Source organism: Streptomyces sp. DvalAA-43, assembly GCF_900091725.1.
GTDB classification, from domain to species: Bacteria; Actinomycetota; Actinomycetes; order Streptomycetales; family Streptomycetaceae; genus Streptomyces; species Streptomyces pulveraceus.
In genome coordinates this window covers 26,954-53,598 of sequence record NZ_FMBW01000040.1, presented here as the reverse complement: position 1 = coordinate 53,598, position 26,645 = coordinate 26,954, and the positions used below count along the sequence as shown (strand labels likewise).

25 protein-coding genes are annotated in these 26,645 nt (G+C 70.6%); 24 read left to right on the top strand and 1 reads right to left on the bottom strand.

Annotated features, from left to right (window positions below):
• The first annotated feature begins 3 nt into the window (after positions 1-3).
• From GA0115234_RS12820 to nusB, 12 genes are all read left to right on the top strand, one after another.
• Entirely contained in the window at positions 4-366 is a 363-nt protein-coding gene (locus GA0115234_RS12820; protein ID WP_093541049.1) for a DUF6167 family protein, read from the top strand.
• Entirely contained in the window at positions 366-3,035 is a 2,670-nt protein-coding gene (gene alaS / locus GA0115234_RS12815; protein WP_093541048.1) for an alanine--tRNA ligase, read from the top strand. The genes GA0115234_RS12820 and alaS overlap by 1 nt, the downstream gene beginning before the upstream one ends.
• A gap of 8 nt (positions 3,036-3,043) precedes the next feature.
• The gene (gene ruvX / locus GA0115234_RS12810) at positions 3,044-3,517 is read left to right on the top strand and encodes a Holliday junction resolvase RuvX (protein ID WP_176729163.1); all 474 of its coding nucleotides are present in this window, start codon (positions 3,044-3,046) and stop codon (positions 3,515-3,517) included.
• Positions 3,518-3,613: 96 nt separating this feature from the next.
• Positions 3,614-5,368, top strand: a complete 1,755-nt coding sequence (gene mltG / locus GA0115234_RS12800; protein ID WP_093541046.1) for an endolytic transglycosylase MltG — start codon at positions 3,614-3,616, stop codon at positions 5,366-5,368.
• The gene (locus GA0115234_RS12795) at positions 5,355-6,191 is read left to right on the top strand and encodes a shikimate dehydrogenase (RefSeq protein ID WP_093541045.1); all 837 of its coding nucleotides are present in this window, start codon (positions 5,355-5,357) and stop codon (positions 6,189-6,191) included. The genes mltG and GA0115234_RS12795 overlap by 14 nt, the downstream gene beginning before the upstream one ends.
• A gap of 147 nt (positions 6,192-6,338) precedes the next feature.
• Positions 6,339-7,523, top strand: coding sequence for a chorismate synthase (aroC, locus tag GA0115234_RS12790; RefSeq protein WP_093541044.1), 1,185 nt, complete (start codon positions 6,339-6,341; stop codon positions 7,521-7,523).
• The gene (gene aroB, locus GA0115234_RS12785; protein WP_093541043.1) at positions 7,520-9,166 is read left to right on the top strand and encodes a 3-dehydroquinate synthase; all 1,647 of its coding nucleotides are present in this window, start codon (positions 7,520-7,522) and stop codon (positions 9,164-9,166) included. Before aroC ends, aroB begins: the two co-directional genes overlap by 4 nt.
• Positions 9,163-9,603, top strand: a complete 441-nt coding sequence (gene aroQ, locus GA0115234_RS12780; RefSeq protein ID WP_093541042.1) for a type II 3-dehydroquinate dehydratase — start codon at positions 9,163-9,165, stop codon at positions 9,601-9,603. The genes aroB and aroQ overlap by 4 nt, the downstream gene beginning before the upstream one ends.
• Positions 9,604-9,731: 128 nt before the next feature.
• Positions 9,732-10,544 (top strand): Pro-rich N-terminal domain-containing protein, encoded by an 813-nt coding sequence (locus tag GA0115234_RS12775; protein ID WP_093541041.1) that lies wholly within the window; start codon positions 9,732-9,734, stop codon positions 10,542-10,544.
• A gap of 92 nt (positions 10,545-10,636) precedes the next feature.
• The gene (locus tag GA0115234_RS12770; RefSeq protein ID WP_093541040.1) at positions 10,637-11,743 is read left to right on the top strand and encodes an aminopeptidase P family protein; all 1,107 of its coding nucleotides are present in this window, start codon (positions 10,637-10,639) and stop codon (positions 11,741-11,743) included.
• A gap of 50 nt (positions 11,744-11,793) precedes the next feature.
• The gene (gene efp, locus GA0115234_RS12765; protein WP_093541039.1) at positions 11,794-12,360 is read left to right on the top strand and encodes an elongation factor P; all 567 of its coding nucleotides are present in this window, start codon (positions 11,794-11,796) and stop codon (positions 12,358-12,360) included.
• A 2-nt stretch (positions 12,361-12,362) separates the two neighbouring features.
• Entirely contained in the window at positions 12,363-12,794 is a 432-nt protein-coding gene (gene nusB, locus GA0115234_RS12760; protein WP_072484538.1) for a transcription antitermination factor NusB, read from the top strand.
• A 170-nt stretch (positions 12,795-12,964) separates the two neighbouring features.
• On the opposite strand, the gene bldD is transcribed toward nusB, so the two are convergent.
• Complete coding sequence (gene bldD / locus GA0115234_RS12755; RefSeq protein ID WP_014044812.1) at positions 12,965-13,465, bottom strand: transcriptional regulator BldD; 501 nt, start codon at positions 13,463-13,465, stop codon at positions 12,965-12,967.
• 221 nt (positions 13,466-13,686) lie between these two features.
• Between bldD and pyrR the strand changes: the two genes are divergently transcribed.
• From pyrR to coaBC, 12 genes are all read left to right on the top strand, one after another.
• Positions 13,687-14,271: a bifunctional pyr operon transcriptional regulator/uracil phosphoribosyltransferase PyrR gene (pyrR, locus tag GA0115234_RS12750; protein ID WP_093541038.1), complete on the top strand. Its 585-nt coding sequence runs from the start codon at positions 13,687-13,689 to the stop codon at positions 14,269-14,271.
• A gap of 93 nt (positions 14,272-14,364) precedes the next feature.
• On the top strand, positions 14,365-15,351 hold the full coding sequence (locus GA0115234_RS12745) for an aspartate carbamoyltransferase catalytic subunit (protein ID WP_093541037.1): 987 nt from the start codon (positions 14,365-14,367) through the stop codon (positions 15,349-15,351).
• A 2-nt stretch (positions 15,352-15,353) separates the two neighbouring features.
• Positions 15,354-16,640, top strand: coding sequence for a dihydroorotase (locus GA0115234_RS12740; protein ID WP_093541036.1), 1,287 nt, complete (start codon positions 15,354-15,356; stop codon positions 16,638-16,640).
• Entirely contained in the window at positions 16,637-17,215 is a 579-nt protein-coding gene (locus GA0115234_RS12735) for a PH-like domain-containing protein (protein ID WP_093541035.1), read from the top strand. Before GA0115234_RS12740 ends, GA0115234_RS12735 begins: the two co-directional genes overlap by 4 nt.
• Positions 17,212-18,354, top strand: coding sequence for a glutamine-hydrolyzing carbamoyl-phosphate synthase small subunit (carA, locus tag GA0115234_RS12730; protein WP_093541034.1), 1,143 nt, complete (start codon positions 17,212-17,214; stop codon positions 18,352-18,354). The genes GA0115234_RS12735 and carA overlap by 4 nt, the downstream gene beginning before the upstream one ends.
• Positions 18,347-21,655, top strand: a complete 3,309-nt coding sequence (gene carB / locus GA0115234_RS12725) for a carbamoyl-phosphate synthase large subunit (RefSeq protein ID WP_093541033.1) — start codon at positions 18,347-18,349, stop codon at positions 21,653-21,655. The genes carA and carB overlap by 8 nt, the downstream gene beginning before the upstream one ends.
• A 56-nt stretch (positions 21,656-21,711) precedes the next feature.
• Positions 21,712-22,821 carry a quinone-dependent dihydroorotate dehydrogenase gene (locus GA0115234_RS12720; protein ID WP_093541032.1) on the top strand — a complete coding sequence of 370 codons (1,110 nt, stop codon included), beginning with the start codon at positions 21,712-21,714 and terminating at the stop codon, positions 22,819-22,821.
• The gene (gene pyrF / locus GA0115234_RS12715; RefSeq protein WP_093541031.1) at positions 22,818-23,657 is read left to right on the top strand and encodes an orotidine-5'-phosphate decarboxylase; all 840 of its coding nucleotides are present in this window, start codon (positions 22,818-22,820) and stop codon (positions 23,655-23,657) included. Before GA0115234_RS12720 ends, pyrF begins: the two co-directional genes overlap by 4 nt.
• Positions 23,658-23,901: 244 nt before the next feature.
• Positions 23,902-24,225: an integration host factor gene (locus GA0115234_RS12710; protein ID WP_003970367.1), complete on the top strand. Its 324-nt coding sequence runs from the start codon at positions 23,902-23,904 to the stop codon at positions 24,223-24,225.
• A 38-nt stretch (positions 24,226-24,263) separates the two neighbouring features.
• Positions 24,264-24,881: a guanylate kinase gene (gene gmk, locus GA0115234_RS12705; RefSeq protein ID WP_093541030.1), complete on the top strand. Its 618-nt coding sequence runs from the start codon at positions 24,264-24,266 to the stop codon at positions 24,879-24,881.
• Between the two features lie 79 nt (positions 24,882-24,960).
• Positions 24,961-25,233, top strand: coding sequence for a DNA-directed RNA polymerase subunit omega (gene rpoZ, locus GA0115234_RS12700; RefSeq protein ID WP_003970369.1), 273 nt, complete (start codon positions 24,961-24,963; stop codon positions 25,231-25,233).
• A 133-nt stretch (positions 25,234-25,366) separates the two neighbouring features.
• Positions 25,367-26,569 carry a bifunctional phosphopantothenoylcysteine decarboxylase/phosphopantothenate--cysteine ligase CoaBC gene (gene coaBC / locus GA0115234_RS12695; protein ID WP_093541029.1) on the top strand — a complete coding sequence of 401 codons (1,203 nt, stop codon included), beginning with the start codon at positions 25,367-25,369 and terminating at the stop codon, positions 26,567-26,569.
• The last annotated feature ends 76 nt before the right edge of the window (positions 26,570-26,645 follow it).

Sequence of the window (26,645 nt, the reverse complement as noted above, 5' to 3'; positions counted from 1 at the left end):
GCCATGTTCCGCCGTACGTTCTGGTTCACCGCCGGTGCCGCCGCCGGTGTCTGGGCCACCACCAAGGTCAACCGGAAGCTCAAGCAGCTGACCCCCGAGAGCCTTGCGGCGCAGGCCGCGGACAGGGCGATCGAGACGGGGCACAAGCTCAAGGACTTCGCCCTGGACGTCCGTGAGTCCATGGCCCGGCGCGAGGCCGAACTGGGCGAGGCGCTCGGCCTGGCGGCCCCGGTCGACCAGGACCTCCCGGTCCGCCCGCACTACGTCGTCGAGGCGTCCGAGCCCGTCGGGCCCGACCGGGCTCTCAAGGCCACCGCACACCGCAAGCTCCCCTACACGTCGTACAACCGGAATGAGGACCACTGATGGAGTCGGCTGAAATTCGTCGCCGCTGGCTGAGCTTCTTCGAGGAGCGCGGTCACACCGTCGTCCCTTCGGCGTCGCTCATCGCGGACGACCCGACTCTGTTGCTCGTCAACGCGGGCATGGTCCCCTTCAAGCCGTATTTCCTCGGTGAGACCAAGCCGCCCGCCCCGCGTGCCACCAGCGTGCAGAAGTGCGTGCGTACGCCGGACATCGAAGAGGTCGGCAAGACCACCCGGCACGGCACGTTCTTCCAGATGTGCGGCAACTTCTCCTTCGGCGACTACTTCAAGGAAGGGGCCATCGGCTACGCCTGGGAGCTGCTCACCGGTTCCGTGGCGGACGGTGGCTACGGCCTCGACCCCGAGCGGCTGTGGATCACGGTCTACCTCGACGACGACGAGGCCGAGAAGATCTGGCGCGAGAAGATCGGCGTTCCCGCCGAGCGCATCCAGCGCCTGGGCAAGAAGGACAACTTCTGGTCCATGGGCGTCCCCGGTCCCTGCGGCCCCTGCTCCGAGATCAACTACGACCGCGGCCCCGAGTTCGGCGTCGAGGGCGGCCCGGCCGTCAACGACGAGCGGTACGTGGAGATCTGGAACCTGGTCTTCATGCAGTACGAGCGGGGTGCCGGTGACGGCAAGGAGGACTTCCCGATCCTCGGCGACCTGCCGTCGAAGAACATCGACACGGGTCTGGGCCTGGAACGCCTCGCCATGATCCTGCAGGGCGTACAGAACATGTACGAGACCGACACCCTGCGCGTCGTCATGGACAAGGCCACCGAGCTGACCGGCGTCCGCTACGGCGACAAGCACGACTCCGACGTCTCGATGCGCGTGGTCGCCGACCACATCCGCACCTCCGTGATGCTCATCGGCGACGGCGTGACGCCCGGCAACGAAGGCCGTGGGTACGTGCTGCGCCGCATCATGCGCCGCGCCGTCCGCAACATGCGCCTGATGGGCGCCACCGGACCGGTCGTCAAGGACCTGGTCGACGTCGTGATCGAGACGATGGGGCAGCAGTACCCGGAGCTGATCACCGACCGCAAGCGCATCGAGACCGTCGCCCTCGCCGAGGAGGCCGCCTTCCTCAAGGCGCTCAAGGGCGGCACCAACATCCTCGACACCGCCGTCACCGAGACCAAGGCGGCCGGCGGCCAGGTCCTCGCCGGCGACAAGGCGTTCCTGCTCCACGACACCTGGGGCTTCCCGATCGACCTCACCCTGGAGATGGCCGCAGAACAGGGCCTCTCGGTGGACGAGGACGGCTTCCGCCGCCTGATGAAGGAGCAGCGGGACCGCGCCAAGGCGGACGCCCGCGCCAAGAAGACCGGTCACGCCGACCTGTCGGCCTACCGCGAGGTCGCCGACAACTCCGGCGCCACCGACTTCACCGGCTACACCACCACCGAGGGGGAGTCGACCATCGTCGGGCTCCTCGTCGACGGCGTGTCCTCCCCGGCCGCCTCCGAGGGCGACGAGGTCGAGGTCGTCCTCGACCGCACCCCGTTCTACGCCGAGGGCGGCGGCCAGATCGCCGACCAGGGCCGGATCAGGCTCGACACCGGTGCCGTCATCGAGGTCCGCGACGTCCAGAAGCCGGTCCCCGGCGTCCACGTCCACAAGGGCGTCGTCCAGGTCGGCGAGGTCACCGTCGGCGCTCCGGCCTTCGCCTCGATCGACGTCAAGCGCCGCCGCGCCATCGCCCGCGCCCACTCCGCCACGCACCTCACGCACCAGGCCCTGCGCGACGCGCTCGGTCCGACGGCCGCCCAGGCCGGTTCCGAGAACCAGCCCGGCCGCTTCCGCTTCGACTTCGGCTCGCCGAACGCCGTCCCCGGCTCGGTCATGACCGACGTCGAGCAGAAGATCAACGACGTGCTCTCGCGTGAACTCGACGTCCAGGCCGAGGTCATGTCGATCGACGAGGCCAAGAAGCAGGGCGCCATCGCCGAGTTCGGCGAGAAGTACGGCGAGCGGGTCCGGGTCGTCACCATCGGGGACTTCTCCAAGGAGCTCTGCGGCGGTACGCACGTCCACAACACCGCCCAGCTGGGTCTGGTGAAGCTGCTCGGCGAGTCGTCCATCGGTTCCGGCGTGCGGCGCATCGAGGCCCTCGTCGGCGTCGACGCGTACAACTTCCTCGCCAAGGAGCACACGGTCGTCGCCCAGTTGCAGGAGCTGGTCAAGGGGCGCCCCGAGGAGCTGCCGGAGAAGATCGCCGGAATGCTCGGCAAGCTGAAGGACGCCGAGAAGGAGATCGAGAAGTTCCGCGCGGAGAAGGTCCTCCAGGCCGCCGCCGGACTGGCCGAGTCCGCCAAGGACGTACGCGGCGTCGCCCTGGTCACCGGCCAGGTCCCGGACGGCACGTCGGCCGACGACCTCCGCAGGCTCGTCCTCGACGTCCGTGGCCGCGTCCAGGGCGGCCGGCCGGCCGTCGTGGCCCTGTTCACCACGGCGAACGGCCGCCCGCTGACCGTCATCGCCACCAACGAGGCCGCCCGCGAGCGTGGCCTCAAGGCCGGTGACCTGGTCCGTACCGCGGCCAAGACCCTCGGCGGCGGTGGCGGCGGCAAGCCGGACGTCGCCCAGGGCGGCGGCCAGGACCCGGAGGCCATCGGCGCCGCGGTCTCCGCCGTCGAACGCCTCGTCACCGAGACGGCGTGACGACGGGAATGACGCAGATGCGCCGCGGTCGCCGTCTCGCGATCGATGTCGGGGACGCCCGGATCGGGGTCGCCTCGTGCGACCCCGACGGGATCCTCGCCACGCCGGTGGAAACCGTTCCGGGACGTGATGTCCCGGCGGCCCACCGGCGGCTCGGGCAGATCGTCGAGGAGTACGAGCCGATCGAGATCATCATCGGCCTGCCGCGGTCCCTCGGCGGCGGTGAGGGACCCGCCGCCGCCAAGATCCGGGTCTTCGCCCAGGAGGTCGCCCGCTCGGTCGCACCCATTCCGGTACGGCTGGTGGACGAGAGGATGACCACAGTGACGGCCAGTCAGGGACTGCGCGCTTCGGGCGTGAAGTCCAAGAAAGGCCGATCCGTCATCGACCAAGCTGCCGCTGTGGTGATCCTTCAGAACGCTCTGGAGTCCGAACGGGCGTCAGGCACGGCACCCGGCGAAGGCGTCGAAGTGGTTGTCTGATCGCGATACGGTAACGTTCCGCGCGATGCGGCGGTGTATCGAACAAACACCGCACAGCAAAGAGACGGAATAGCGTCTCGCGGCTCTAGGGGATCGATGACTGAGTATGGCCGGGGCCCCGGCTCCGAACCGTGGCATCCCGAGGATCCCTTGTACGGGGACCAGGGATGGGGAGGACAGCAGTCCGCCCACGGCCAGAACCAGTACGGCCAGCAGCAGCCCTACCCGCAGGACCCGTACGCGCAGCAGCAGCAGCAGCCGCAGCAGCCGCACGACCCGTACGCGCAGCAGCCGCAGCAGCCGCACGATCCGTACGCCCAGCAGCACTATCAGCAGCAGCCTGACTACGGAGTCCCGCAGGACCCGTACGCGCAGCAGCCCCAGCAACCCCAGCAGCCGCAGTACGACAACGGCGGTTGGGACACCGGGCAGCAGTCCGCCGGGATGCCGTACGCCGCCCAGCCGGCCGACCCGTACGGCGCCGGGCAGGCCGGCTACGGCGAGACGCACGACTACTACGGCACACCGGAGGCCTACCCGCCGCCGCAGCCGCCGGGCCGTCGTGAGGCCGCCGCTCCCCAGCAGGCCCCGGCGGAGAACCCGGACTGGGACCCGGAGGTCCAGCCGGAGGAGACCCATCCCTTCTTCACGGGCACCGACACGCCTGACGACAACGGCGACGACAAGGACGACAGGGGCGACGAGTACGACGACTCGCGCGCGTCGCGTCGCGGCAGCCGTGGCGGCAACGAGCGGCGCGGCAAGGGCAAGAAGAAGAGCCGCAACGGCTGTGCCTGCCTGGTCGTCTCCCTGGTCCTGGTCGGTGGTCTCGGCGGGGTGAGTTACTTCGGTTACTCGTACTGGAAGGACAAGTTCGGCTCGGCGCCCGACTACGCGGGCAGCGGCTCGGGGTCGGTCGAGGTGGAGATCCCCAAGGGTTCCTTCGGCTCCGACATCGGCAACATCCTGAAGAAGAAGGGTGTCGTCAAGAGCGTCGACGCGTTCGTCTCCGCGCAGAGCGAGAACCCCAAGGGCAAATCGATCCAGGCCGGTGTCTATCTCCTCCACGAGAAGATGTCCGCGGCCGAGGCCCTGAAGATGATGGTCGACCCGAAGAGCCAGAATCTTCTGGTGATTCCCGAGGGTTACCGCAATGTCGCCGTCTACGAGATGGTCGACAAGAAGCTGGGCCTCAAGAAGGGCACGACCGAGGACGTCGCCAAGTCCGGGACGTCCGAACTCGGGCTGCCCGACTGGGTGAGCAAGAACAAGGACATCAAGGACCCGCTGGAGGGGTTCCTTTACCCGGCCGCCTATCCGGTCACCAAGCAGACCAAGCCGGAGACCCTTCTGAAGAAGATGGTCTCCCGCGCCAACGAGGAATACGACAAGCTCGACCTCGAAGGCGCGGCCAGGAAGTACAAGCTGGACGGACCTTGGCAGGTTCTCACGGTCGCCAGCCTGGTCCAGGCGGAAGGGCTCACGCATGACGACTTCCGCAAGATGGCCGAAGTCGCCTACAACCGCCTGAAGCCCGACAATATCGCCACGAACCGCAAGCTCGAATTCGACTCCGCGTTCAATTACCTCAAGAAGCAGAGCAAGATCAAGATCGGGTCGAACGAGATCCGGACCAATCCGGACCCGTACAACACCTATTATCACGCGGGCCTTCCGCCCGGCCCGATCAGTAATCCGGGCGACGAAGCCCTGCGGGCCACGCTCAATCCCACCCGTGACGGGTGGATGTTCTTCATCTCGCTCGACGGCAAGAAGACCCAGTTCACCAAGACGGCCGCCGAGCACGAGAAACTCAACCAGAAATTCAAGGAACAACATGGCCTCGGCTGACCGGCGCCACCGCGCAGCCGTCCTCGGTTCGCCCATCGCGCACTCGCTCTCGCCGGTCCTGCACCGGGCCGCGTACGCCGAGCTCGGGCTCACCCACTGGACATACGACCGGTTCGAGGTCGACGAGGCCGCACTGCCCGGCTTCGTCGAGGGGCTCGACTCCAACTGGGCCGGGCTCTCGCTGACCATGCCGCTCAAGCGGGCGGTCATTCCGCTGCTGGACTCCATCAGCGAGACCGCGTCGTCGGTGGAGGCCGTCAACACGGTCGTCCTCACCGAGGACGGCCGGCGGACCGGCGACAACACCGACATCCCCGGGATGATCGCCGCGCTGCGCGAACGCGGGGTGGAGGAGACCGGGTCCGCCGCCGTCCTCGGCGCCGGGGCGACCGCGTCGTCGGCGCTCGCCGCGCTGTCCGAGATCTGTACGGGACCGGTCACGGCCTACGTCCGCAGCCGGGAGCGGGGCCGGGAGATGCGCGGCTGGGGCGAACGCCTCGGTGTGGACGTCCGGATCGCCGACTGGGCGGAGGCCGAACGGGCACTGCACGCCCCACTGGTCATCGCCACCACCCCGGCCGGTGCCACCGACGCCCTGACCGACGCCGTACCGGAGCACCCGGGCACGCTCTTCGACGTGCTGTACGAGCCCTGGCCCACCCGGCTCGCCGCCGCCTGGACGGCACACGGAGGCGCAGTGGTCGGAGGTCTGGACCTCCTGGTGCACCAGGCCGTCCTCCAGGTCGAGCAGATGACGGGCCGCGCGCCCGCGCCGCTCGCGGCCATGCGGAAGGCCGGGGAAGCGGCGCTCGCCGCCCGCTGAACCCCCGCGCCCGCCGGTGCGATCCGTCCGGCTGCTGGACCGGCGGCCGGTCCGGCCCCCCGGTCGTGGGAGGATCGGAGACGGCGGGCCAGGGCCGCGCACCCGGTCGCGCCGTCGCAGTTCCAGGCGCGAGCATGAGGAGCACCGTTGAGCAGGTTGCGCTGGCTGACCGCGGGGGAGTCGCACGGCCCCGCACTCGTGGCGACGCTGGAGGGTCTTCCCGCCGGCGTCCCGATCACCACGGAGATGGTGGCGGACGCACTCGCCCGGCGGCGGCTCGGGTATGGCCGCGGTGCGCGGATGAAGTTCGAGAAGGACGAGGTGACCTTCCTCGGCGGGGTGCGCCACGGTCTCACCATGGGCTCCCCGGTCGCCGTGATGGTGGGCAACACCGAGTGGCCCAAGTGGGAGCAGGTCATGTCGGCCGACCCGGTCGACCCCGACGAGCTGGCCGCGCTGGCCCGCAACGCCCCGCTGACCCGCCCGAGGCCCGGCCACGCCGACCTCGCGGGCATGCAGAAGTACGGCTTCGACGAGGCCCGGCCGATCCTGGAGCGCGCCAGCGCCCGGGAGACCGCGGCCCGCGTCGCACTCGGCGCCGTCGCCCGGTCGTACCTCAAGGAGACCGCCGGCATCGAGATCGTCAGCCATGTCGTCGAGCTGGCCGCGGCCAAGGCGCCCTACGGCGTCTACCCGGTGCCCGCCGACGTAGAGCGCCTCGACGCCGACCCGGTGCGCTGCCTGGACGCCGACGCGAGCAAGGCGATGGTCGCGGAGATCGACCAGGCCCACAAGGACGGCGACACCCTCGGCGGCGTCGTCGAGGTGCTGGCGTACGGGGTGCCGGTCGGCCTCGGCTCGCACGTCCACTGGGACCGCAGGCTCGATGCCCGGCTCGCCGCCGCCCTGATGGGCATCCAGGCCATCAAGGGGGTCGAGGTCGGCGACGGCTTCGATCTGGCGCGGGTCCCCGGCTCCAAGGCGCACGACGAGATCCTGGTCACCGAGGACGGCATCAAGCGCGCCTCCGGCCGCTCCGGCGGCACCGAGGGCGGTCTGACCACCGGTGAGCTGCTGCGGGTCCGTGCCGCGATGAAGCCCATCGCGACCGTGCCGCGCGCGCTCGCCACCGTCGACGTCGTCACGGGCGAACCCGCCAAGGCCCACCACCAGCGCTCCGATGTCTGTGCCGTTCCGGCCGCTGGCATCGTCGCCGAGGCGATGGTCGCCCTGGTCCTGGCCGACGCCGTCGCGGAGAAGTTCGGCGGCGACAGCGTCCCCGAGACCCACCGCAACGTGCAGTCGTACCTCGACCACCTCCAGATCCGATGAGCGGCCCGCTGATCGTCCTCGTCGGCCCGATGGGCGTAGGCAAGTCCACGGTCGGCGAGCTGCTCGCCGACCGGCTCGGCACCGGCTACCGGGACACCGACGCGGACGTCGTGGCCACGGCCGGCAAGCCGATCCCCGAGATCTTCTACGACGAGGGCGAGGAGCACTTCCGCGAGCTGGAGCGGCAGGCGGTGCACACCGCCGTCGCCGAGCACACGGGTGTCCTCTCCCTCGGCGGCGGCGCCGTGCTCGACGACACGACCCGCGCCCTGCTCGCCGGCCGCCCCGTCGTCTATCTCTCGATGGACGTGGAGGAAGCCGTCAGACGGGTCGGCCTGAACACCGCCCGCCCGCTGCTCGCCGTCAACCCGCGCCGGCAGTGGCGCGAGCTGATGGACGCCCGCCGCCATCTGTACACCGAGGTGGCCCGGGTGACCGTCGCCACCGACGAGCGCACCCCCGAAGAGGTCGCCCAGGCGGTCCTCGACGCACTGGAACTGCCGGAGCGCACGGGCGAGCCCGTCACCTCCGGCCGGGAGAACACACGTATGACCGAGCAGGGCCCCACCCGTATCGCGATCGCAGGCAGCGCGGGCACCGACCCGTACGAGGTGCTGGTCGGCCGACAGCTGCTGGGCGAGCTGCCCGCGCTCATCGGCGACCGTGCCAAGCGCGTCGCGGTGCTGCACCCCGAGGCGCTCGCGGAGACCGGTGAGGCGGTCCGCCAGGACCTCGCCGACCAGGGCTACGAGGCCATCGCGATCCAGTTGCCGAACGCCGAGGAGGCCAAGACCGTCGAGGTCGCGGCGTACTGCTGGAAGGCGCTCGGGCAGACCGGCTTCACCCGCACCGACGTGATCGTCGGCGTAGGCGGCGGTGCCACCACCGATGTGGCCGGGTTCGTCGCGGCGAGCTGGCTGCGCGGGGTGCGCTGGATCGCCGTACCGACCACCGTGCTCGGCATGGTCGACGCGGCCGTCGGCGGCAAGACCGGTATCAACACCGCCGAGGGCAAGAACCTCGTCGGCGCCTTCCACCCGCCGGCCGGGGTCCTCTGCGACCTGGCCGCCCTGGACTCGCTGCCCGTCCACGACTACGTCAGCGGAATGGCCGAGGTGATCAAGGCCGGGTTCATCGCCGACCCGGCCATCCTCGGCCTCGTCGAGGCGGACCCGGAGGGCGCCCGTACGCCCACCGGACCGCACACCGCCGAGCTGATCGAGCGCGCCATCAGGGTCAAGGCCGAGGTCGTCTCCAGCGACCTCAAGGAATCCGGACTGCGCGAGATCCTCAACTACGGCCACACCCTGGCGCACGCCATCGAGAAGAACGAGCGCTACAAGTGGCGGCACGGCGCGGCCGTCTCGGTCGGCATGGTCTTCGCCGCCGAGCTGGGCCGGCTCGCCGGGCGCCTCGACGACGCCACCGCCGACCGGCACCGCACCGTCCTGGAGTCCGTCGGGCTTCCGCTCACCTACCGGGGCGACCAGTGGCCCAAGCTGCTGGAGAACATGAAGGTCGACAAGAAGTCCCGCGGCGACCTGCTGCGCTTCATCGTCCTGGACGGCCTGGGCAAGCCCACCGTCCTGGAGGGCCCCGACCCGGCCGTGCTGCTCGCCGCCTACGGGGAGGTGTCGGCGTGACCCGCCGGGTGCTCGTCCTCAACGGCCCGAACCTCGGGCGGCTGGGCTCCCGGGAGCCGGATGTGTACGGCGCCACCTCCTACGCCGGGCTCGTCGAGACCTGCCGGGCGCTCGGCAAGGAACTCGGCTTCGACGTGGACGTCCGCGAGACCAACGACGAGGGCGAGCTGATCCGCTGGCTCCACGAGGCCGCGGACGGTTCAATTCCGGTCGTTCTCAACCCGGGCGCCTTCACCCACTACTCGTACGGGATGCGGGATGCGGCCGCCCAGCGGACCGCCCCGCTGATCGAGGTGCACATCTCGAACCCGTACGCGCGGGAGGAATTCCGCCACAACTCCGTGGTCGCGCCGGTCGCCACGGGGACCGTGGCCGGATTCGGCATCGGCTCCTACCGCCTCGCCCTGCGTGCCCTCGCGGACGAGCTGACCGACTGACGGACCGGGTTTTACCGGCCGACCGGGCACTGTGACGCGTCCCCGACCGTTGTCCCTGCGGCGGCCGGGGACGGTACGGTTGCCGTTCCACCAGCGCCAGTTGCCTGTACGAGACGGAGTGGCACCGGATGCAGCACGCAGTGGGGGCCCCGCTGCCGCCGCCCCAGGGACCGGGAAGCGGACCTGTCGGCTGGTCGCACCAGGCCCAGCACCCCGGCCACCCGGGCCCGCCGCCCACCACCCCTCCCGCGCCCGGCGGATGGAGCGGGCCGGCCCCGCACCATGCCCCGGGCCCGCCCTCCAGGGAGACCACCGGGCACGTCCAGCTGCCGCCCGGCGGCCCCGTCCCGCTGCCCGCACCGCCCGCCGAGCCCGGCACCGGCAGCGCGACCCTCGCCGTCCTGCTGATCGGCCCCGCGGGCGCCGGAAAGACCACCGTGGCCAAGCTCTGGGCCAGCCGCCGCCGGGTGCCCACCGCCCATGTCAGCCTCGACGACGTCCGGGAATGGGTCTGTTCCGGCTTCGCCGATCCGCAGGCCGGGTGGAACGACCACTCCGAGGCGCAGTACCGCCTCGCCCGCCGCACCTGCGGCTTCGCCGCCCGCAATTTCCTGGCCAACGGCATCTCCTGCATCCTCGACGACGCCGTCTTCCCCGACCGTCCGGTCGTCGGTCTCGGCGGCTGGAAGCGCCATGTCGGCCCCGGACTCCTGCCCGTCGTCCTGCTGCCCGGCCTGGAGATCGTCCTGGAGCGCAACGCCGCCCGCAGTGGGAACCGCCGTCTCTCGGACGAGGAGGTGGCCAGGATCCACGGCAGGATGGCCGGCTGGTACGGCTCCGGACTGCCGATCATCGACAACTCGACGTACGACGTGGAGACCACCGCCCGCGTCCTGGACGACATACTCGCCCGCTCCATAACCAGCCCCCCGGCCTGGTGAACCGCCACCGCGCGACGCTCCCGGCCCGGCGGCGCCCCCCGGTCGGATGCGCTGACCGAGCAGGTCCGCGCCACCGCTCGTAGGCTCGTGGCATGTCAGACGTGTACGCCGTCCGCCGCGGGCAGCTCCGCGACCGGTGCGCCGCCGTCGGATCCGCGGCCGCACTGGTCTCCCGCCCTGCCAACGTCCGCTATCTCGCGGGCGGGGCGCCCTCGGGGGCCGTGCTGCTGCTCGGACCCGGCGGGGACGTCCTGCTCTCCCCCCGTGCCCCGGGCGGTGATCCCGCCGACGGCCGTACCGACGACCAGCTGCGGGTGTCGGTGCTGCCTGCCGCCGACGGCGATCCGGTGGTCGCGGCCGCCGATCTGGCCACGTCCTCCGGCGCGGAGTCCCTGGCCGTGGAGGAGCACCATCTGACGGTCTCCCGCCACCGGGCCATGGGCTCGGTCGCCCCCCGCCTCCGGCTGGCCGACCTCGGGGCCACCGTCGAGCAGCTGCGGGTGGTCAAGGACGAGGAGGAGATCGCCTGTCTGCGGATCGCCGCGGAGATCACCGACCAGGCCCTGGGCGAGCTCCTCGAATCCATCCTGGTGGGCCGCACCGAACGGCATCTCGCCCTGGAGCTGGAGCGCCGCCTGGTGGACCACGGCGCCGACGGCCCGGCCTTCGCCACCTCCGTCGCCACCGGCCCGAATTCCGGCCAGGGGCGGCACCGCCCCTCGGACCGGCGGGTGGAGGAGGGAGATTTCCTCTCCGTCTGCCTGGGCGCGAACTACCGCGGCTACCGCTGCGAGATCGGCCGCACGTTCGTCATCGGGACGACGCCGGCGGACTGGCAGATCGAACTCTACGACCTGGTTTTCGCCGCTCAGAGGGCCGGCCGCGAGGCTCTCGTACCGGGCGCCGCCTACCGCGACGTGGACCGCGCGGCCCGCTGTCTCCTGGACTCCGCGGGGCACGGCGGGGGCCTGGCGCCCTGGACCGGGCACGGGGTGGGACTCGAAATCGACGAGGACCCGCAGTTGGCACCTGCGGCCATGGGTAAACTGGACGCTTGTGTGCCGGTCACCGTCGAACCGGGGGTCCACCTCCCGGGCCGGGGCGGGGTCCGGATCGATGACACGCTCGTCGTGCGCCCCGAGGCGGACGGCGGACCCGAGCTACTCACCATTACGACCAAGGAGCTGCTCGCGCTCTAGCGCGCATCCTCGGCCGTTCCACCAGCTTCAGTCCAGGAGATTCCGCAACCGTGGCTTCCACGAACGACCTCAAGAACGGCCTGGTGCTCAAGCTCGACGGAGGCCAGCTCTGGTCCGTCGTCGAGTTCCAGCACGTCAAGCCCGGCAAGGGCCCGGCCTTTGTGCGCACCAAGCTCAAGAACGTGCTCTCCGGCAAGGTCGTCGACAAGACGTTCAACGCCGGCGTGAAGGTCGAGACGGCCACCATCGACCGTCGCGACATGCAGTTCTCGTACATGGACGGCGAGTACTTCGTCTTCATGGACATGGACACCTACGACCAGCTCATGGTCGACCGCAAGGCCGTCGGCGACGCCGCCAACTTCCTCATCGAGGGCTTCACCGCCTCCGTCGCGCAGCACGAGGGCGAGGTGCTCTACGTTGAGCTGCCGGCCGCCGTCGAGCTCGTCATCCAGGAGACCGAGCCGGGCGTCCAGGGCGACCGCTCCACCGGTGGCACCAAGCCCGCCACCCTGGAGACCGGGTACCAGATCCAGGTCCCGCTCTTCATCACCACGGGTGAGAAGGTCAAGGTCGACACCCGCACCAGCGACTACCTCGGCCGGGTGAACAGCTAACCGTGGCTGCCCGGAACAAGGCCCGCAAGCGCGCCTTCCAGATCCTCTTCGAGGCCGACCAGCGCGGCGAGTCCGTGCAGACGGTCCTCGCGGACTGGGTGCGGCACTCGCGGGCCGACAACCGTCAGCCGCCGGTCACCGAGTACACGATGGAGCTCGTCGAGGGGTACGCGCAGTACGCGGACCGGATCGACGACCTCATCGTGACCTACGCGGTGGACTGGGAGATCGACCGCATGCCGGTCGTCGACCGGAACATCCTGCGGCTCGGTGCCTACGAGCTGATCTGGGTGGACGGCACCCCGGACGCGGTGGTGATCGACGAGGCGGTCCAGCTCGCCAAGGAGTTCTCCACCGACGACTCCCCGTCCTTCGTGAACGGGCTGCTGGCCCGCTTCAAGGACCTCAAGCCGAACCTCCGCCGGGAGCAGTAGCCTCCGGCGCTGTTCGGCCTCCGAAGCGCCCGCGGTCGTCGGACCGCGGGCGCTTCGGCATGCGGTGGACGACCGCGCGTCGACCGGCGCACACGAAAAAGCCGTACCGGCACGGGCACCCGAAAGAGTGAACCCGCACTGGTACGGCGGCACGTTTCTTCAGCGGGGCCTCAGCCCTCTTCGTGGGCCACGGCGCGACGCGCGTCGGCGTCCAGCACGCCCCAGCTGATCAGCTGCTCCGTGAGCACGGACGGCGACTGGTCGTAGATCACGGCCAGGGTGCGCAGGTCGTCCTGGCGGATCGAGAGCACCTTGCCGTTGTAGTCGCCGCGCTGGCTCTGGATCGTCGCCGCGTAGCGCTGCAGCGGACCGGCCTTCTCCGGCGGGACGTGGGCGAGGCGCTCCAGGTCCAGGACCAGCTTCGGCGGCGGCTCGGCGGCCCCTCCGGGCGTCGTACCGGGCAGCAGCTCCTGCACCGGGACCCCGTAGAAGTCCGCGAGCTCAGCGAGGCGCTGCACGGTCACGGCACGGTCGCCGCGCTCGTACGAACCGACGACAACGGCCTTCCAGCGGCCCTGGGACTTCTCCTCCACGCCATGGAGGGAGAGGCCCTGCTGGGTGCGGATGGCACGGAGTTTGGCCCCGAGCTGTTTTGCGTATTCGCTGGACATATGGCTCCCCGGACGCTGGGACATTTCGCGGCTCCGCCGCGTTGCTGGTAACTCACTGTGAGGTTACGCAGCGTTACTTGGATGCGTCAAGCCGAATGGTCCGGACCGGCGCCTCCCGGGGGTGCGATCAGAGGGCGGCGCAAGCCCTGGTAACGTGGATGACGCAATTTCGACGTCCTTTAAGGTCCGTCCCGTGAGGCGGAGAAGGAGGTCCGTTTCTTATGGACGCACAGCACGAAGCCCCCGGCAATGCGGCACGCCCCGTTCTGGAGGCTCCCGACATCGCCCGGGTACTGACCCGGATCGCCCACGAGATCGTCGAACGCGCCAAGGGCGCCGACGACGTGGTGCTCCTCGGCATCCCGACGCGAGGCGTGTTCCTCGCCCGCAGGCTCGCCGAAAAACTCGAAGAGATCACCGGCGGAAAGATGCCGGTCGGCTCCCTCGACATCACCATGTACCGCGACGACCTGCGGCTGCGCCCGGCGCGCGCCCTGGCCCGCACCGAGATCCCCGGCGAGGGCATCGAGGGCCGCCTGGTCGTCCTGGTCGACGACGTCCTCTTTTCGGGACGCACGATCCGTGCCGCGCTCGACGCCCTGGGCGACATCGGCCGGCCGCGTGCGGTGCAGCTCGCGGTCCTCGTCGACCGTGGCCACCGCGAACTCCCGATCCGTGCCGACTACGTCGGCAAGAACCTCCCCACGTCGCTGCGGGAGACGGTCAAGGTCCAGCTCGCCGAGGAGGACGGCCGGGACGCCGTGCTGCTCGGCGTCGAGCGGACCGCCCCGGCGGGCGGGCAGTAGCTCCACCACACCCGTACGGCCCCCTCACGGGCCCGTACGGCTGCTTCCGCACGCCCGCATGCCTGAATCCTCCAGCCCCCGGAGAACACCCAGATGAAGCGCCACCTCATCTCGGCCGCCGATCTCACCCGCGACGACGCCGTCCTGATCCTCGACACCGCCGAGGAGATGGCCAGGGTCGCGGACCGGCCGATCAAGAAGCTCCCGACCCTGCGCGGCCGTACCGTCGTCAACCTCTTCTTCGAGGACTCGACGCGTACCCGCATCTCCTTCGAGGCCGCCGCCAAGCGCCTCTCCGCCGACGTCATCAACTTCTCCGCGAAGGGTTCGTCCGTCTCCAAGGGCGAGTCGCTCAAGGACACCGCGCTGACCCTGGAGGCGATGGGCGCCGACGCCGTCGTCATCCGGCACGGCGCCTCCGGCGCCCCGTACCGCCTCGCCACCTCCGGCTGGATCGACGGCGCCGTCGTCAACGCCGGTGACGGCACCCACGAGCATCCCACCCAGGCCCTCCTGGACGCCTTCACGATGCGCCGCCGCCTGGTCGGGGCCGACAGCGGTCTCGGCCGGGACCTCGAAGGGCGCCGGATCACCATCGTCGGCGACATCCTGCACAGCCGGGTGGCCCGCTCCAACGTCCATCTGCTCAACACGCTCGGCGCCCACGTCACCCTGGTGGCCCCGCCGACCCTCGTGCCGGTCGGCGTCGAGCAGTGGCCCTGCGAGATCAGCTACGGCCTCGACGAGGTGCTGCCGGAGTCCGACGCGGTGATGATGCTGCGTGTGCAGCGCGAACGGATGAACGCCGCGTACTTCCCGACCGAGCGCGAGTACTCCCGCCGCTACGGTCTGGACGCCGACCGCATGGCGCGGATGCCCGAGCACGCCATCGTCATGCACCCCGGCCCGATGGTGCGCGGCATGGAGATCACCGCCGAGGTCGCCGACTCCGACCGGTGCACGGTCGTCGAGCAGGTCGCCAACGGCGTCTCGATCCGCATGGCCGTCCTGTACCTGCTGCTCGGGGGGTACGAATCCGCCGCCCCCGCCGCCCCGTCCCGTACCGAGGAGAACAAGTAACCATGAGCAAGATCCTTATCCGCGGCGCGAGGATCCTCGGCGGCGCCCCCCAGGACGTCCTCATCGACGGCGAGACCGTCGCGGCGGTCGGCACCGGCCTCGACGCCGGGGACGCGACCGTCGTCGAGGCCGAGGGCCAGATCCTCCTGCCCGGCCTGGTCGACCTCCACACCCATCTGCGCGAGCCCGGCCGCGAGGACTCCGAGACCGTCCTGACCGGCACCAAGGCGGCGGCGGTCGGCGGCTTCACCGCCGTGCACGCCATGGCCAACACCTTCCCGGTCGCGGACACCGCCGGTGTGGTGGAGCAGGTCTGGCGGCTCGGCAAGGAGTCCGGCTACTGCGACGTGCAGCCGATCGGCGCCGTCACGGTCGGCCTGGAGGGCAGGAAACTCGCCGAGCTCGGCGCCATGCACGATTCGGCCGCCGGGGTGAAGGTCTTCTCCGACGACGGCAAGTGCGTCGACGACGCGGTGATCATGCGCCGCGCGCTGGAGTACGTGAAGGCCTTCGACGGCGTCGTCGCCCAGCACGCCCAGGAGCCCCGCCTCACCGAGGGCGCCCAGATGAACGAGGGCGTCGTCTCCGCCGAACTCGGCCTCGGCGGCTGGCCCGCCGTCGCCGAGGAGTCGATCATCGCCCGCGACGTCCTGCTCGCCGCCCACGTCGGCTCCCGGGTGCACATCTGCCACCTGTCGACCGCCGGTTCCGTCGAGATCGTCCGCTGGGCCAAGTCCAAGGGCTGGAACGTCACCGCCGAGGTCACCCCGCACCACCTCCTGCTCACCGACGAACTCGTACGGTCCTACGACCCGGTCTACAAGGTGAACCCGCCGCTGCGCACCGAGGCCGACGTGATGGCCCTGCGCGAGGCGCTCGCCGACGGCACCATCGACTGCGTCGCCACCGACCACGCCCCGCACCCGCACGAGGACAAGGACTGCGAGTGGGCCGCCGCCGCCATGGGCATGGTGGGCCTGGAGACCGCGCTCTCCGTGGTCCAGCAGACGATGGTCGACACCGGGCTGACCGACTGGGCGGGCGTCGCCGACCGGATGTCGTTCCGCCCCGCCGCCATCGGCCGGCTCGACGGACACGGCCGGCCCGTCTCGGCCGGTGAACCCGCCAACCTCACCCTGGTCGATCCGGCTTACCGTGGTGTCGTGGACCCCGCGGGCTTCGCGTCCCGCAGCCGCAACACTCCGTACGAGGGGCGCGAGCTGCCGGGCCGAGTCACCCACACCTTCCTGCGGGGCCGTGCCACGGTCGTCGACGGGAAGCTCGCGTGACATCACTCATCCCCCTGCACCAGCTCGCTGCCGAACAGAAGTCGGCAGAGGTGACCGACTGGTCCGCCCGGATCAGCTGGGTCATCGGACTGATCGTCCTCATCGCCTTCGTCTACTGGCTGATGCGCCAGGGATGGAAGTGGCGGGGCAGCCTCCAGTCCGGTCTGCCGGAACTCGCCTCCACCCCGGAAGGGTTCGCGGACGGCGAGAAACCGCTCACCCTGACCGGCCGGTACCACGCTTCGACCACCGCCGGGCAGTGGCTCGACCGGATCGTCGCCCACGGCCTCGGCACCCGCAGCCGCGTCGAACTCACCCTGACCGCTCAGGGCCTCGACGTCGTACGCCCCGGCGCGGCCGACTTCTTCGTGCCGGCCGCCGCGCTGCGCGAGGCCCGGCTCGACAAGGGCATCGCCGGCAAGGTCCTCCCCGAGGGCGGCCTGCTGATCATCACCTGGGCCCACGGCGACCAGCTGATCGACTCCGGCTTCCGCTCCGACCGCTCGGCCGAGCACCCCGCCTGGGTCGAGGCCATCGACCAACTCACCAGAACTACGGAAGGCACCGCACGATGACGATCTCCACCCGGGGAGCCGTGAAAGCTCCCGCCGTACTCGTCCTGGAGGACGGCCGCGCCTTCCGCGGCCGCGCCTACGGGGCCGTGGGGGAGACCTTCGGCGAGGCGGTTTTCTCCACCGGCATGACCGGCTACCAGGAGACGCTGACCGACCCCTCTTACCACCGCCAGGTCGTCGTGATGACCGCCCCGCACGTCGGGAACACCGGGGTGAACGACGAGGACCCCGAGTCCGGACGGATCTGGGTCTCCGGCTACGTCGTCCGCGACCCCGCCCGGGTGCCCTCCAACTGGCGCTCGCGGCGCTCGCTCGACGAGGAGCTGGAGCGTCAGGGCGTCGTCGGCATCAGCGGCATCGACACCCGCGCCCTCACCCGCCACCTGCGCGAGCGGGGCGCCATGCGCGTCGGCATCTTCTCCGGTGACGCGGTCGCCGACGAGGCCACGCTGCTCGCCCGGGTCCAGCAGGCCCCCGAGATGGTGGGCGCCGACCTCTCCGCCGAGGTCGCCACCAAGGAGGAGTACGTCGTCCCCGCGATCGGCACCAAGAAGTTCACCGTCGCCGCGATCGACCTCGGCATCAAGGGCATGACCCCGCGCCGGATGGCCGAGCGCGGCATCGAGGTGCACGTGCTGCCCGCCACCGCCACTCTGGAGGACGTGTACGCGGTCGAGCCCGACGGCGTCTTCTTCTCCAACGGCCCCGGCGACCCCGCCACCGCCGACCACCCGGTCTCCGTCATGCGGGGCGTCCTGGAGCGGAAGACCCCGCTCTTCGGCATCTGCTTCGGCAACCAGATCCTGGGCCGCGCCCTCGGCTTCGGCACCTACAAGCTGAAGTACGGCCACCGCGGCATCAACCAGCCCGTGCAGGACCGCACGACCGGCAAGGTCGAGGTCACCGCGCACAACCACGGCTTCGCCGTCGACGCCCCGCTCGACAAGGTGTCCGACACGGAGTTCGGCCGCGCCGAGGTCTCCCACGTCTGCCTGAACGACCAGGTCGTCGAGGGGCTCCAGCTCCTCGACCAGCCGGCCTTCAGCGTCCAGTACCACCCCGAAGCAGCCGCCGGCCCGCACGACGCCGCGTACCTCTTCGACCGTTTCGTCTCCCTGATGGAGGGCCAGCGTGCCTAAGCGCTCCGATATCCAGTCCGTCCTGGTCATCGGCTCCGGCCCGATCGTCATCGGCCAGGCCGCCGAGTTCGACTACTCCGGCACCCAGGCCTGCCGCGTCCTCAAGGCCGAGGGCCTGCGTGTCATCCTGGTGAACTCCAACCCGGCGACGATCATGACCGACCCGGAGATCGCCGACGCCACGTACGTCGAGCCGATCACCCCCGAGTTCGTCGAGAAGATCATCGCCAAGGAGCGCCCCGACGCGCTGCTCCCCACCCTGGGCGGCCAGACCGCGCTCAACACCGCGATCTCCATGCACGAGAACGGTGTCCTGGAGAAGTACGGCGTCGAGCTCATCGGCGCCAACGTCGAGGCCATCAACAAGGGCGAGGACCGCGACCTCTTCAAGGGCGTCGTCGAGGCCGTCAACGCCAAGATCGGCCACGGCGAGTCCGCCCGCTCGGTCATCTGCCACTCCATGGACGACGTCCTCGCGGGCGTCGAGACGCTCGGCGGCTACCCCGTCGTCGTCCGCCCCTCCTTCACCATGGGCGGCGCCGGCTCCGGCTTCGCGCATGACGAGGACGAGCTGCGCCGCATCGCCGGACAGGGCCTCACGCTCTCGCCGACCACCGAGGTGCTCCTGGAGGAGTCCATCCTCGGCTGGAAGGAGTACGAGCTGGAGCTGATGCGCGACCGGAACGACAACGTCGTGGTCGTCTGCTCCATCGAGAACTTCGACCCGATGGGCGTCCACACGGGCGACTCGATCACCGTCGCCCCGGCGATGACGCTCACCGACCGCGAGTACCAGCGGCTGCGCGACATCGGCATCGCGATCATCCGCGAGGTCGGCGTCGACACCGGCGGCTGCAACATCCAGTTCGCCATCGACCCGGTCGACGGCCGGGTCATCGTGATCGAGATGAACCCGCGCGTCTCCCGCTCCTCGGCGCTCGCCTCGAAGGCCACCGGCTTCCCGATCGCCAAGATCGCCGCCAAGCTGGCCGTCGGCTACACGCTCGACGAGATCCCCAACGACATCACCGAGAAGACCCCGGCCTCCTTCGAGCCGACCCTCGACTACGTCGTCGTCAAGGCCCCGCGCTTCGCCTTCGAGAAGTTCCCCTCCGCCGACTCCACCCTCACCACCACCATGAAGTCGGTGGGCGAGGCCATGGCGATCGGCCGGAACTTCACCGAGGCGCTCCAGAAGGCGTTGCGCTCGCTGGAGAAGAAGGGCTCGCAGTTCGCCTTCACCGGCGAGCCCGGCGACAAGGCCGAGCTGCTGGCCGAGGCGGTCCGCCCGACCGACGGCCGGATCAACACCGTCATGCAGGCGATCCGGGCCGGCGCCACCCAGGAGGAGGTCTTCGACGCCACGAAGATCGACCCCTGGTTCGTCGACCAGCTCTTCCTGATCAAGGAGATCGCCGACGAGCTGGCCGCCGCCGACGAGCTCGGTCCCGAGCTGCTCGCCGAGGCCAAGCGGCACGGCTTCTCCGATGCCCAGATCGCCGACATCCGCAGCCTGCGCGAGGACGTCGTGCGCGAGGTGCGGCACGCGCTGGGCATCCGTCCGGTCTACAAGACGGTCGACACCTGCGCCGCCGAGTTCGCCGCGAAGACGCCGTACTTCTACTCCAGCTACGACGAGGAGAGCGAGGTCGCGTCCCGCACCAAGCCCGCGGTGATCATCCTCGGCTCCGGCCCCAACCGCATCGGCCAGGGCATCGAGTTCGACTACTCCTGCGTCCACGCCTCCTTCGCGCTGAGCGACGCGGGCTACGAGACCGTGATGGTCAACTGCAACCCGGAGACCGTCTCCACCGACTACGACACCTCCGACCGCCTGTACTTCGAGCCGCTGACGCTGGAGGACGTGCTGGAGATCGTGCACGCGGAGACCCTCGCGGGCCCGGTCGCCGGTGTCATCGTCCAGCTCGGCGGCCAGACCCCGCTGGGTCTCTCGCAGGCGCTCAAGGACAACGGCGTGCCGGTCGTCGGCACCTCCCCGGAGGCGATCCACGCCGCCGAGGACCGCGGCGCCTTCGGCCGCGTCCTGGCCGAGGCCGGGCTCCCGGCCCCGAAGCACGGCACGGCCACCACCTTCGACGAGGCCAAGGCCATCGCCGACGAGATCGGCTACCCCGTCCTCGTCCGCCCCAGCTACGTGCTCGGCGGCCGCGGCATGGAGATCGTCTACGACGAGGCGCGGCTCTCCTCGTACATCGCCGAGTCCACCGAGATCAGCCCCACCCGGCCGGTCCTGGTCGACCGCTTCCTCGACGACGCGATCGAGATCGACGTCGACGCCCTCTACGACGGCACCGAGCTCTACCTCGGCGGCGTCATGGAGCACATCGAGGAAGCCGGCATCCACTCCGGCGACTCCGCCTGCGCGCTGCCCCCGATCACCCTCGGCGGCCACGACATCAAGCGGCTGCGGGCCTCCACCGAGGCCATCGCCAAGGGCGTCGGCGTACGCGGGCTGATCAACATCCAGTTCGCGCTCTCCGGCGACATCCTCTACGTCCTGGAGGCCAACCCGCGCGCCTCGCGCACCGTCCCCTTCACCTCGAAGGCGACCGCGGTCCCGCTCGCCAAGGCCGCCGCCCGCATCTCGCTGGGCGCGACCGTCGCCGAGCTGCGCGCGGAGGGGCTCCTCCCGGCCAACGGCGACGGCGGCACCCTCCCGATGGACGCGCCGATCTCCGTCAAGGAGGCCGTCATGCCGTGGTCGCGCTTCCGCGACATCCACGGCCGCGGCGTCGACACCGTCCTCGGCCCGGAGATGCGCTCCACCGGTGAGGTCATGGGCATCGACTCGGTCTTCGGCACGGCGTACGCCAAGTCGCAGGCCGGCGCCTACGGTCCGCTGCCCACCAAGGGCCGCGCGTTCATCTCGGTCGCCAACCGCGACAAGCGCTCGATGATCTTCCCGGCGCGCGAACTCGTCGCCCACGGCTTCGAGCTGCTCGCCACCTCCGGCACCGCCGAGGTCCTCAAGCGCAACGGCATCAACGCCCGCGTCGTGCGCAAGCAGTCCGAGGGCGTGGGCCCGCAGGGCGAGAAGACCATCGTCCAGCTGATCCACGACGGCGAGGTCGACCTCATCGTCAACACGCCGTACGGGACCGGCGGCCGCCTCGACGGCTACGAGATCCGTACCGCGGCCGTGGCCCGGTCCGTGCCGTGCCTGACGACGGTCCAGGCGCTCGCCGCCGCCGTCCAGGGCATCGACGCGCTCACCCACGGAGGCGTCGGCGTCGGTTCCCTCCAGGAACACGCGGAACATCTGACCGCGGCCCGCGACTAGCAGACCGGCAGGGGGACACCGGAAACGGTGTCCCCCTCTCTGTGAGGACACTCCCGATGTACAAGTTCTTCTTCCGGCTGGTCTTCAAGCGGATGGACCCCGAACAGGCCCACTACCTGGCCTTCCGGTGGATCCGCCTCGCCGCCCGCGTCCCCGTGCTGCGCACCTTCGTCGCGGCCGCGCTCGCGCCCCGCTACGAGGAGCTGCGCACCGAGGCCCTCGGTCTGCGGATGCACGGCCCCTTCGGCCTCGCCGCCGGCTTCGACAAGAACGCCGTCGCGATCGACGGCATGGCGATGCTCGGCTTCGACCACGTCGAGATCGGCACGGTCACCGGCGAGCCGCAGCCCGGCAACCCCAAGAAGCGCCTGTTCCGCCTCGTCGCGGACCGCGCGCTGATCAACCGCATGGGCTTCAACAACGAGGGCTCCGCGGCCGTGGCCGAGCGCCTGGCCGCCCGTGAGCCGGTCTTCCGGACCACGGTCGGCGTCAACATCGGCAAGACCAAGGTCGTGCCGGAGGCCGAAGCGGTCGGCGACTACGTGAAGTCCACCGAGCGCCTCGCCGCCCACGCCGACTACCTGGTCGTGAACGTCTCCTCGCCCAACACCCCCGGGCTGCGCAACCTCCAGGCCACCGAGGCGCTGCGGCCCCTGCTCAGCGCCGTGCGCGAGGCCGCCGACCGCACCGTCACCGGGCGGCGGGTCCCGCTGCTCGTCAAGATCGCCCCGGACCTCGCGGACGAGGACGTCGACGCCGTCGCCGACCTCGCGGTAGAGCTGGGCCTGGACGGCATCATCGCGACCAACACCACCATCGCCCGCGACGGCCTCGGCCTGCGGTCCTCGCCGTCCCTGGTCGCGGAGACCGGCGGCCTCTCCGGAGCCCCCCTCAAGGCCCGCTCACTGGAGGTGCTGAGCCGCCTGTACGCGCGGGTGGGCGACCGGATCACCCTGGTGGGTGTCGGGGGTGTCGAGAACGCCGAGGACGCCTGGCAGCGCATCCTCGCGGGCGCCACGCTCGTCCAGGGCTACAGCGCCTTCATCTACGAGGGCCCGTTCTACGCCCGCGCGATCCACAAGGGCCTGGCCGCGCGCCTGGCCGCCTCCCCGTACACCACCCTCGCCGAAGCCGTCGGCGCCGAGACCAGGAAGGCCACCGCATGAGCCCCGAACCGTTCGGCGCGCGCCTGCGCCGCGCCATGGACACCCGCGGTCCGCTGTGCGTCGGCATCGACCCGCACGCCTCGCTGCTCACCGCCTGGGGCCTGAACGACGACGTCGCCGGGCTCGAACGCTTCACGCGCACGGTCGTCGAGGCGCTGGCCGACCGGGTCGCCGTGCTCAAGCCGCAGTCCGCGTTCTTCGAGCGCTTCGGCTCGCGCGGCATCGCCGTCCTGGAGAAGGCGGTCGAGGAGGCGCGGGCGGCCGGCGCGCTGGTGCTGATGGACGCCAAGCGCGGCGACATCGGCTCCACCATGGGCGCCTACGCGGCGACCTACCTGGAGCAGGGCTCGCCGCTGTTCTCGGACGCGGTCACCGTCTCGCCGTACCTCGGCTTCGGCTCGCTGCGCCCGGCGCTCGACGCGGCGGTCCTCTCCGGCGCGGGCGTCTTCGTGCTCGCCCTCACCTCCAACCCGGAGGGCGCCGAGGTGCAGCGGGCCACCGCCGCCGACGGCCGTTCGCTGGCCCAGCTCATGCTCGACCACATGGCCGCCGAGAACGAGGGCGCGGCCCCGCTGGGCTCCGTCGGCGCGGTGGTGGGAGCCACGCTCGGGGACGCGGGCGCCGACCTGGCGATCAACGGTCCGCTGCTCGCCCCCGGGATCGGGGCGCAGGGCGCGACGCCCGCGGATCTGCCCGGAGTGTTCGGTGCCTCGGTGGGCAATGTGGTGCCCAGCGTGAGCCGCGGCGTACTGAGCCAGGGTCCGGACGTGACGGGGCTGCGCGAGGCCGCCGAACGGCTCACGGGCGAGATCCGGGCAGCTGTCGCAGGTAGGTGAGCATGCCACGTAACAGGGTGTTGACTCTTTCCTGACCAAAAAACTCGGTTGTTATGCCAGAAATGTCCTGGTCGGCCAAGGCTGACCAGGACTTTTCGTTGGTTCTCGCTGACTCCGGCGGTCCTGGCCGCTAGTCTCCGTCGAGAGCCGACGTACACGAGGTGTCCGTCGCTCACCTGGTGTGGAGCGTTCAGCTTCCTCACCGGTCCGTATCCGACAGATCGACATCCGAGGTGACGTAGGCGTGGCTCTTCCGCCCCTTACCCCTGAACAGCGCGCAGCCGCGCTCGAAAAGGCCGCCGCGGCTCGCCGGGAGCGGGCCGAGGTCAAGAATCGACTCAAGCACTCCGGCGCCTCCCTCCACGAGGTCATCAAGCAGGGCCAGGAGAACGACGTCATCGGCAAGATGAAGGTCTCCGCCCTGCTGGAGTCCCTGCCGGGCGTGGGCAAGGTCCGCGCCAAGCAGATCATGGAGCGGCTCGGCATCTCCGAGAGCCGCCGGGTCCGGGGTCTCGGCTCCAACCAGATCGCATCCCTGGAGCGTGAGTTCGGCGGCAGCCCCGCCTGACGTTCTCAGGCACTCCTGAGAACCTGGATAATCGCTCCATGGCTGCAACATCCCGGGGGACGTCCCCCGTACCCCCGGACGTACGTCCGCGGCTGACCGTGCTCTCCGGCCCCTCCGGGGTCGGCAAGAGCACGGTCGTCGCTCATATGCGCAAGGTCCACCCCGAGGTCTGGCTCTCGGTGTCGGCGACGACCCGCAGGCCGCGCCCCGGCGAGCGCAACGGTGTCCACTACTTCTTCGTGGACGACGAGGAGTTCGACAAGCTGATCGCCAACGGCGAGCTGCTGGAGTGGGCTGAGTTCGCGGGCAACCGCTACGGCACGCCCCGCCGCGCCGTGCTCGACCGCCTGGAGGCGGGTGAGCCGGTGCTGCTGGAGATCGACCTCCAGGGTGCCCGGCTGGTCCGGCAGTCGATGCCGGAAGCACAGCTGGTCTTCCTGGCCCCGCCCAGCTGGGAGGAGCTGGTCCGCCGGCTCACCGGTCGCGGGACCGAGGCGCCCGAGGTGATCGAGCGCAGGCTCGCCGCCGCCCGGGTCGAACTGGCCGCCGAGTCCGAGTTCGATACGACGCTGGTCAACACCTCCGTCGAGGATGTGGCCCGTGAGCTGCTAGCCTTGATGTTGGAGGTTTCCGGCCACCGTGCCGACAGCGACTGACGAAGTCGGTACGCACACCACCGCGAGTCTCCGCACGTCAAAGGTTTCTTTGATCTTTACCCCCTTCGGAAGGCAGAGAGTGTCCTCTTCCATCACCACGCCCGAGGGCATCATCAACCCGCCGATTGATGAGCTCCTCGAGGCCACCGACTCGAAGTACAGCCTCGTGATCTACGCCGCCAAGCGCGCGCGCCAGATCAACGCGTACTACTCGCAGCTCGGCGAGGGTCTCCTGGAGTACGTCGGTCCGCTCGTCGACACCCACGTGCACGAGAAGCCGCTCTCGATCGCGCTCCGCGAGATCAACGCGGGCCTGCTCACCTCCGAGGCCATCGAGGGCCCCGCGCAGTAAGCAGGAATTGCACCTTCACCTCAGGCCCGGCGGCCACGGCTGCCGGGCCTGAGGTGTGTCCGGGGCGACAGCATCGGACCCGCCGCGGTGAGGCAGCATGGGGGTTGTTCGTATCCGAGTGCGGGGAGACGCAGTGGACAAGCCGAAGGTCGTTCTGGGGGTCAGCGGGGGCATCGCCGCGTACAAGGCGTGCGAACTGCTGCGCCGGCTGACCGAGTCCGGTCACGATGTGCGCGTCGTACCGACCGAGTCGTCGCTGCACTTCGTGGGCGCCGCCACCTGGTCGGCGCTCTCCGGCCACCCGGTGTCCACCGAGGTCTGGAACGACGTCCACGAGGTGCCGCACGTCAGGATCGGGCAGGGCGCCGATCTGGTGGTCGTCGCCCCCGCCACCGCCGACCTGCTCGCCAGGGCCGCCCACGGCCTCGCCGACGACCTGCTCACCAACACGCTCCTCACCGCCCGCTGTCCCGTCGTCTTCGCACCCGCCATGCACACCGAGATGTGGGAGCACCCCGCCACCCGGGAGAACGTCGCCACCCTGCGCCGCCGGGGCGCCGTCGTCATCGAGCCGGCCGTCGGCCGGCTCACCGGCGTCGACACCGGCAAGGGCCGGCTGCCCGACCCGGGGGAGATCTTCGAGGTCTGCCGCCGGGTGCTGGCCCGGGGACCCGTCGAGGCCGATCTGGCCGGCCGCCATGTCGTCATCAGCGCGGGCGGTACGCGCGAACCGCTCGACCCGGTGCGCTACCTCGGCAACCGCTCCTCCGGCAAGCAGGGCTACGCCCTGGCCCGGACCGCGGTCGCCCGCGGCGCCCGGGTCACCCTCGTCGAGGCCAACACCGGACTGCCCGACCCTGCCGGTGCCGACGTGCTGCACGCGGGGACCGCCGTGCAGCTGCGCGAGGCCGTGCTGAAGGCCGCCGCCGACGCCGACGTGGTCGTGATGGCGGCGGCGGTCGCCGACTTCCGGCCCGCCGAGTACGCGCAGGGAAAGATCAAGAAGAAGGACGGCCAGGAGCCCGCGCCCCTCACACTCGTCCGCAACCCGGACATCCTCGCCGAGGTGGCCGGCGAACGCGCCCGGCCGGGGCAGATCGTCGTCGGATTCGCCGCCGAGACCCACGACGTCCTCGCCAACGGCCGGGAGAAGCTCCGCCGCAAGGGCTGCGATCTCCTCGTGGTCAACGAGGTGGGGGAGCGCCGGACCTTCGGCTCGGAGGAGAACGAGGCGGTGGTGCTCGCCGCCGACGGCGGCGAGACCCAGGTGCCGTACGGACCCAAGGAGGCACTCGCCGACACGGTCTGGGATCTCGTGTCGTCGCGTCTCGGATGAAATTCTTGTGTCACGTCCGCGACCGGGCCGAAACCCTTGAAATATGGGCGTAAATGACGTTGTCCCGGGGCGGCCG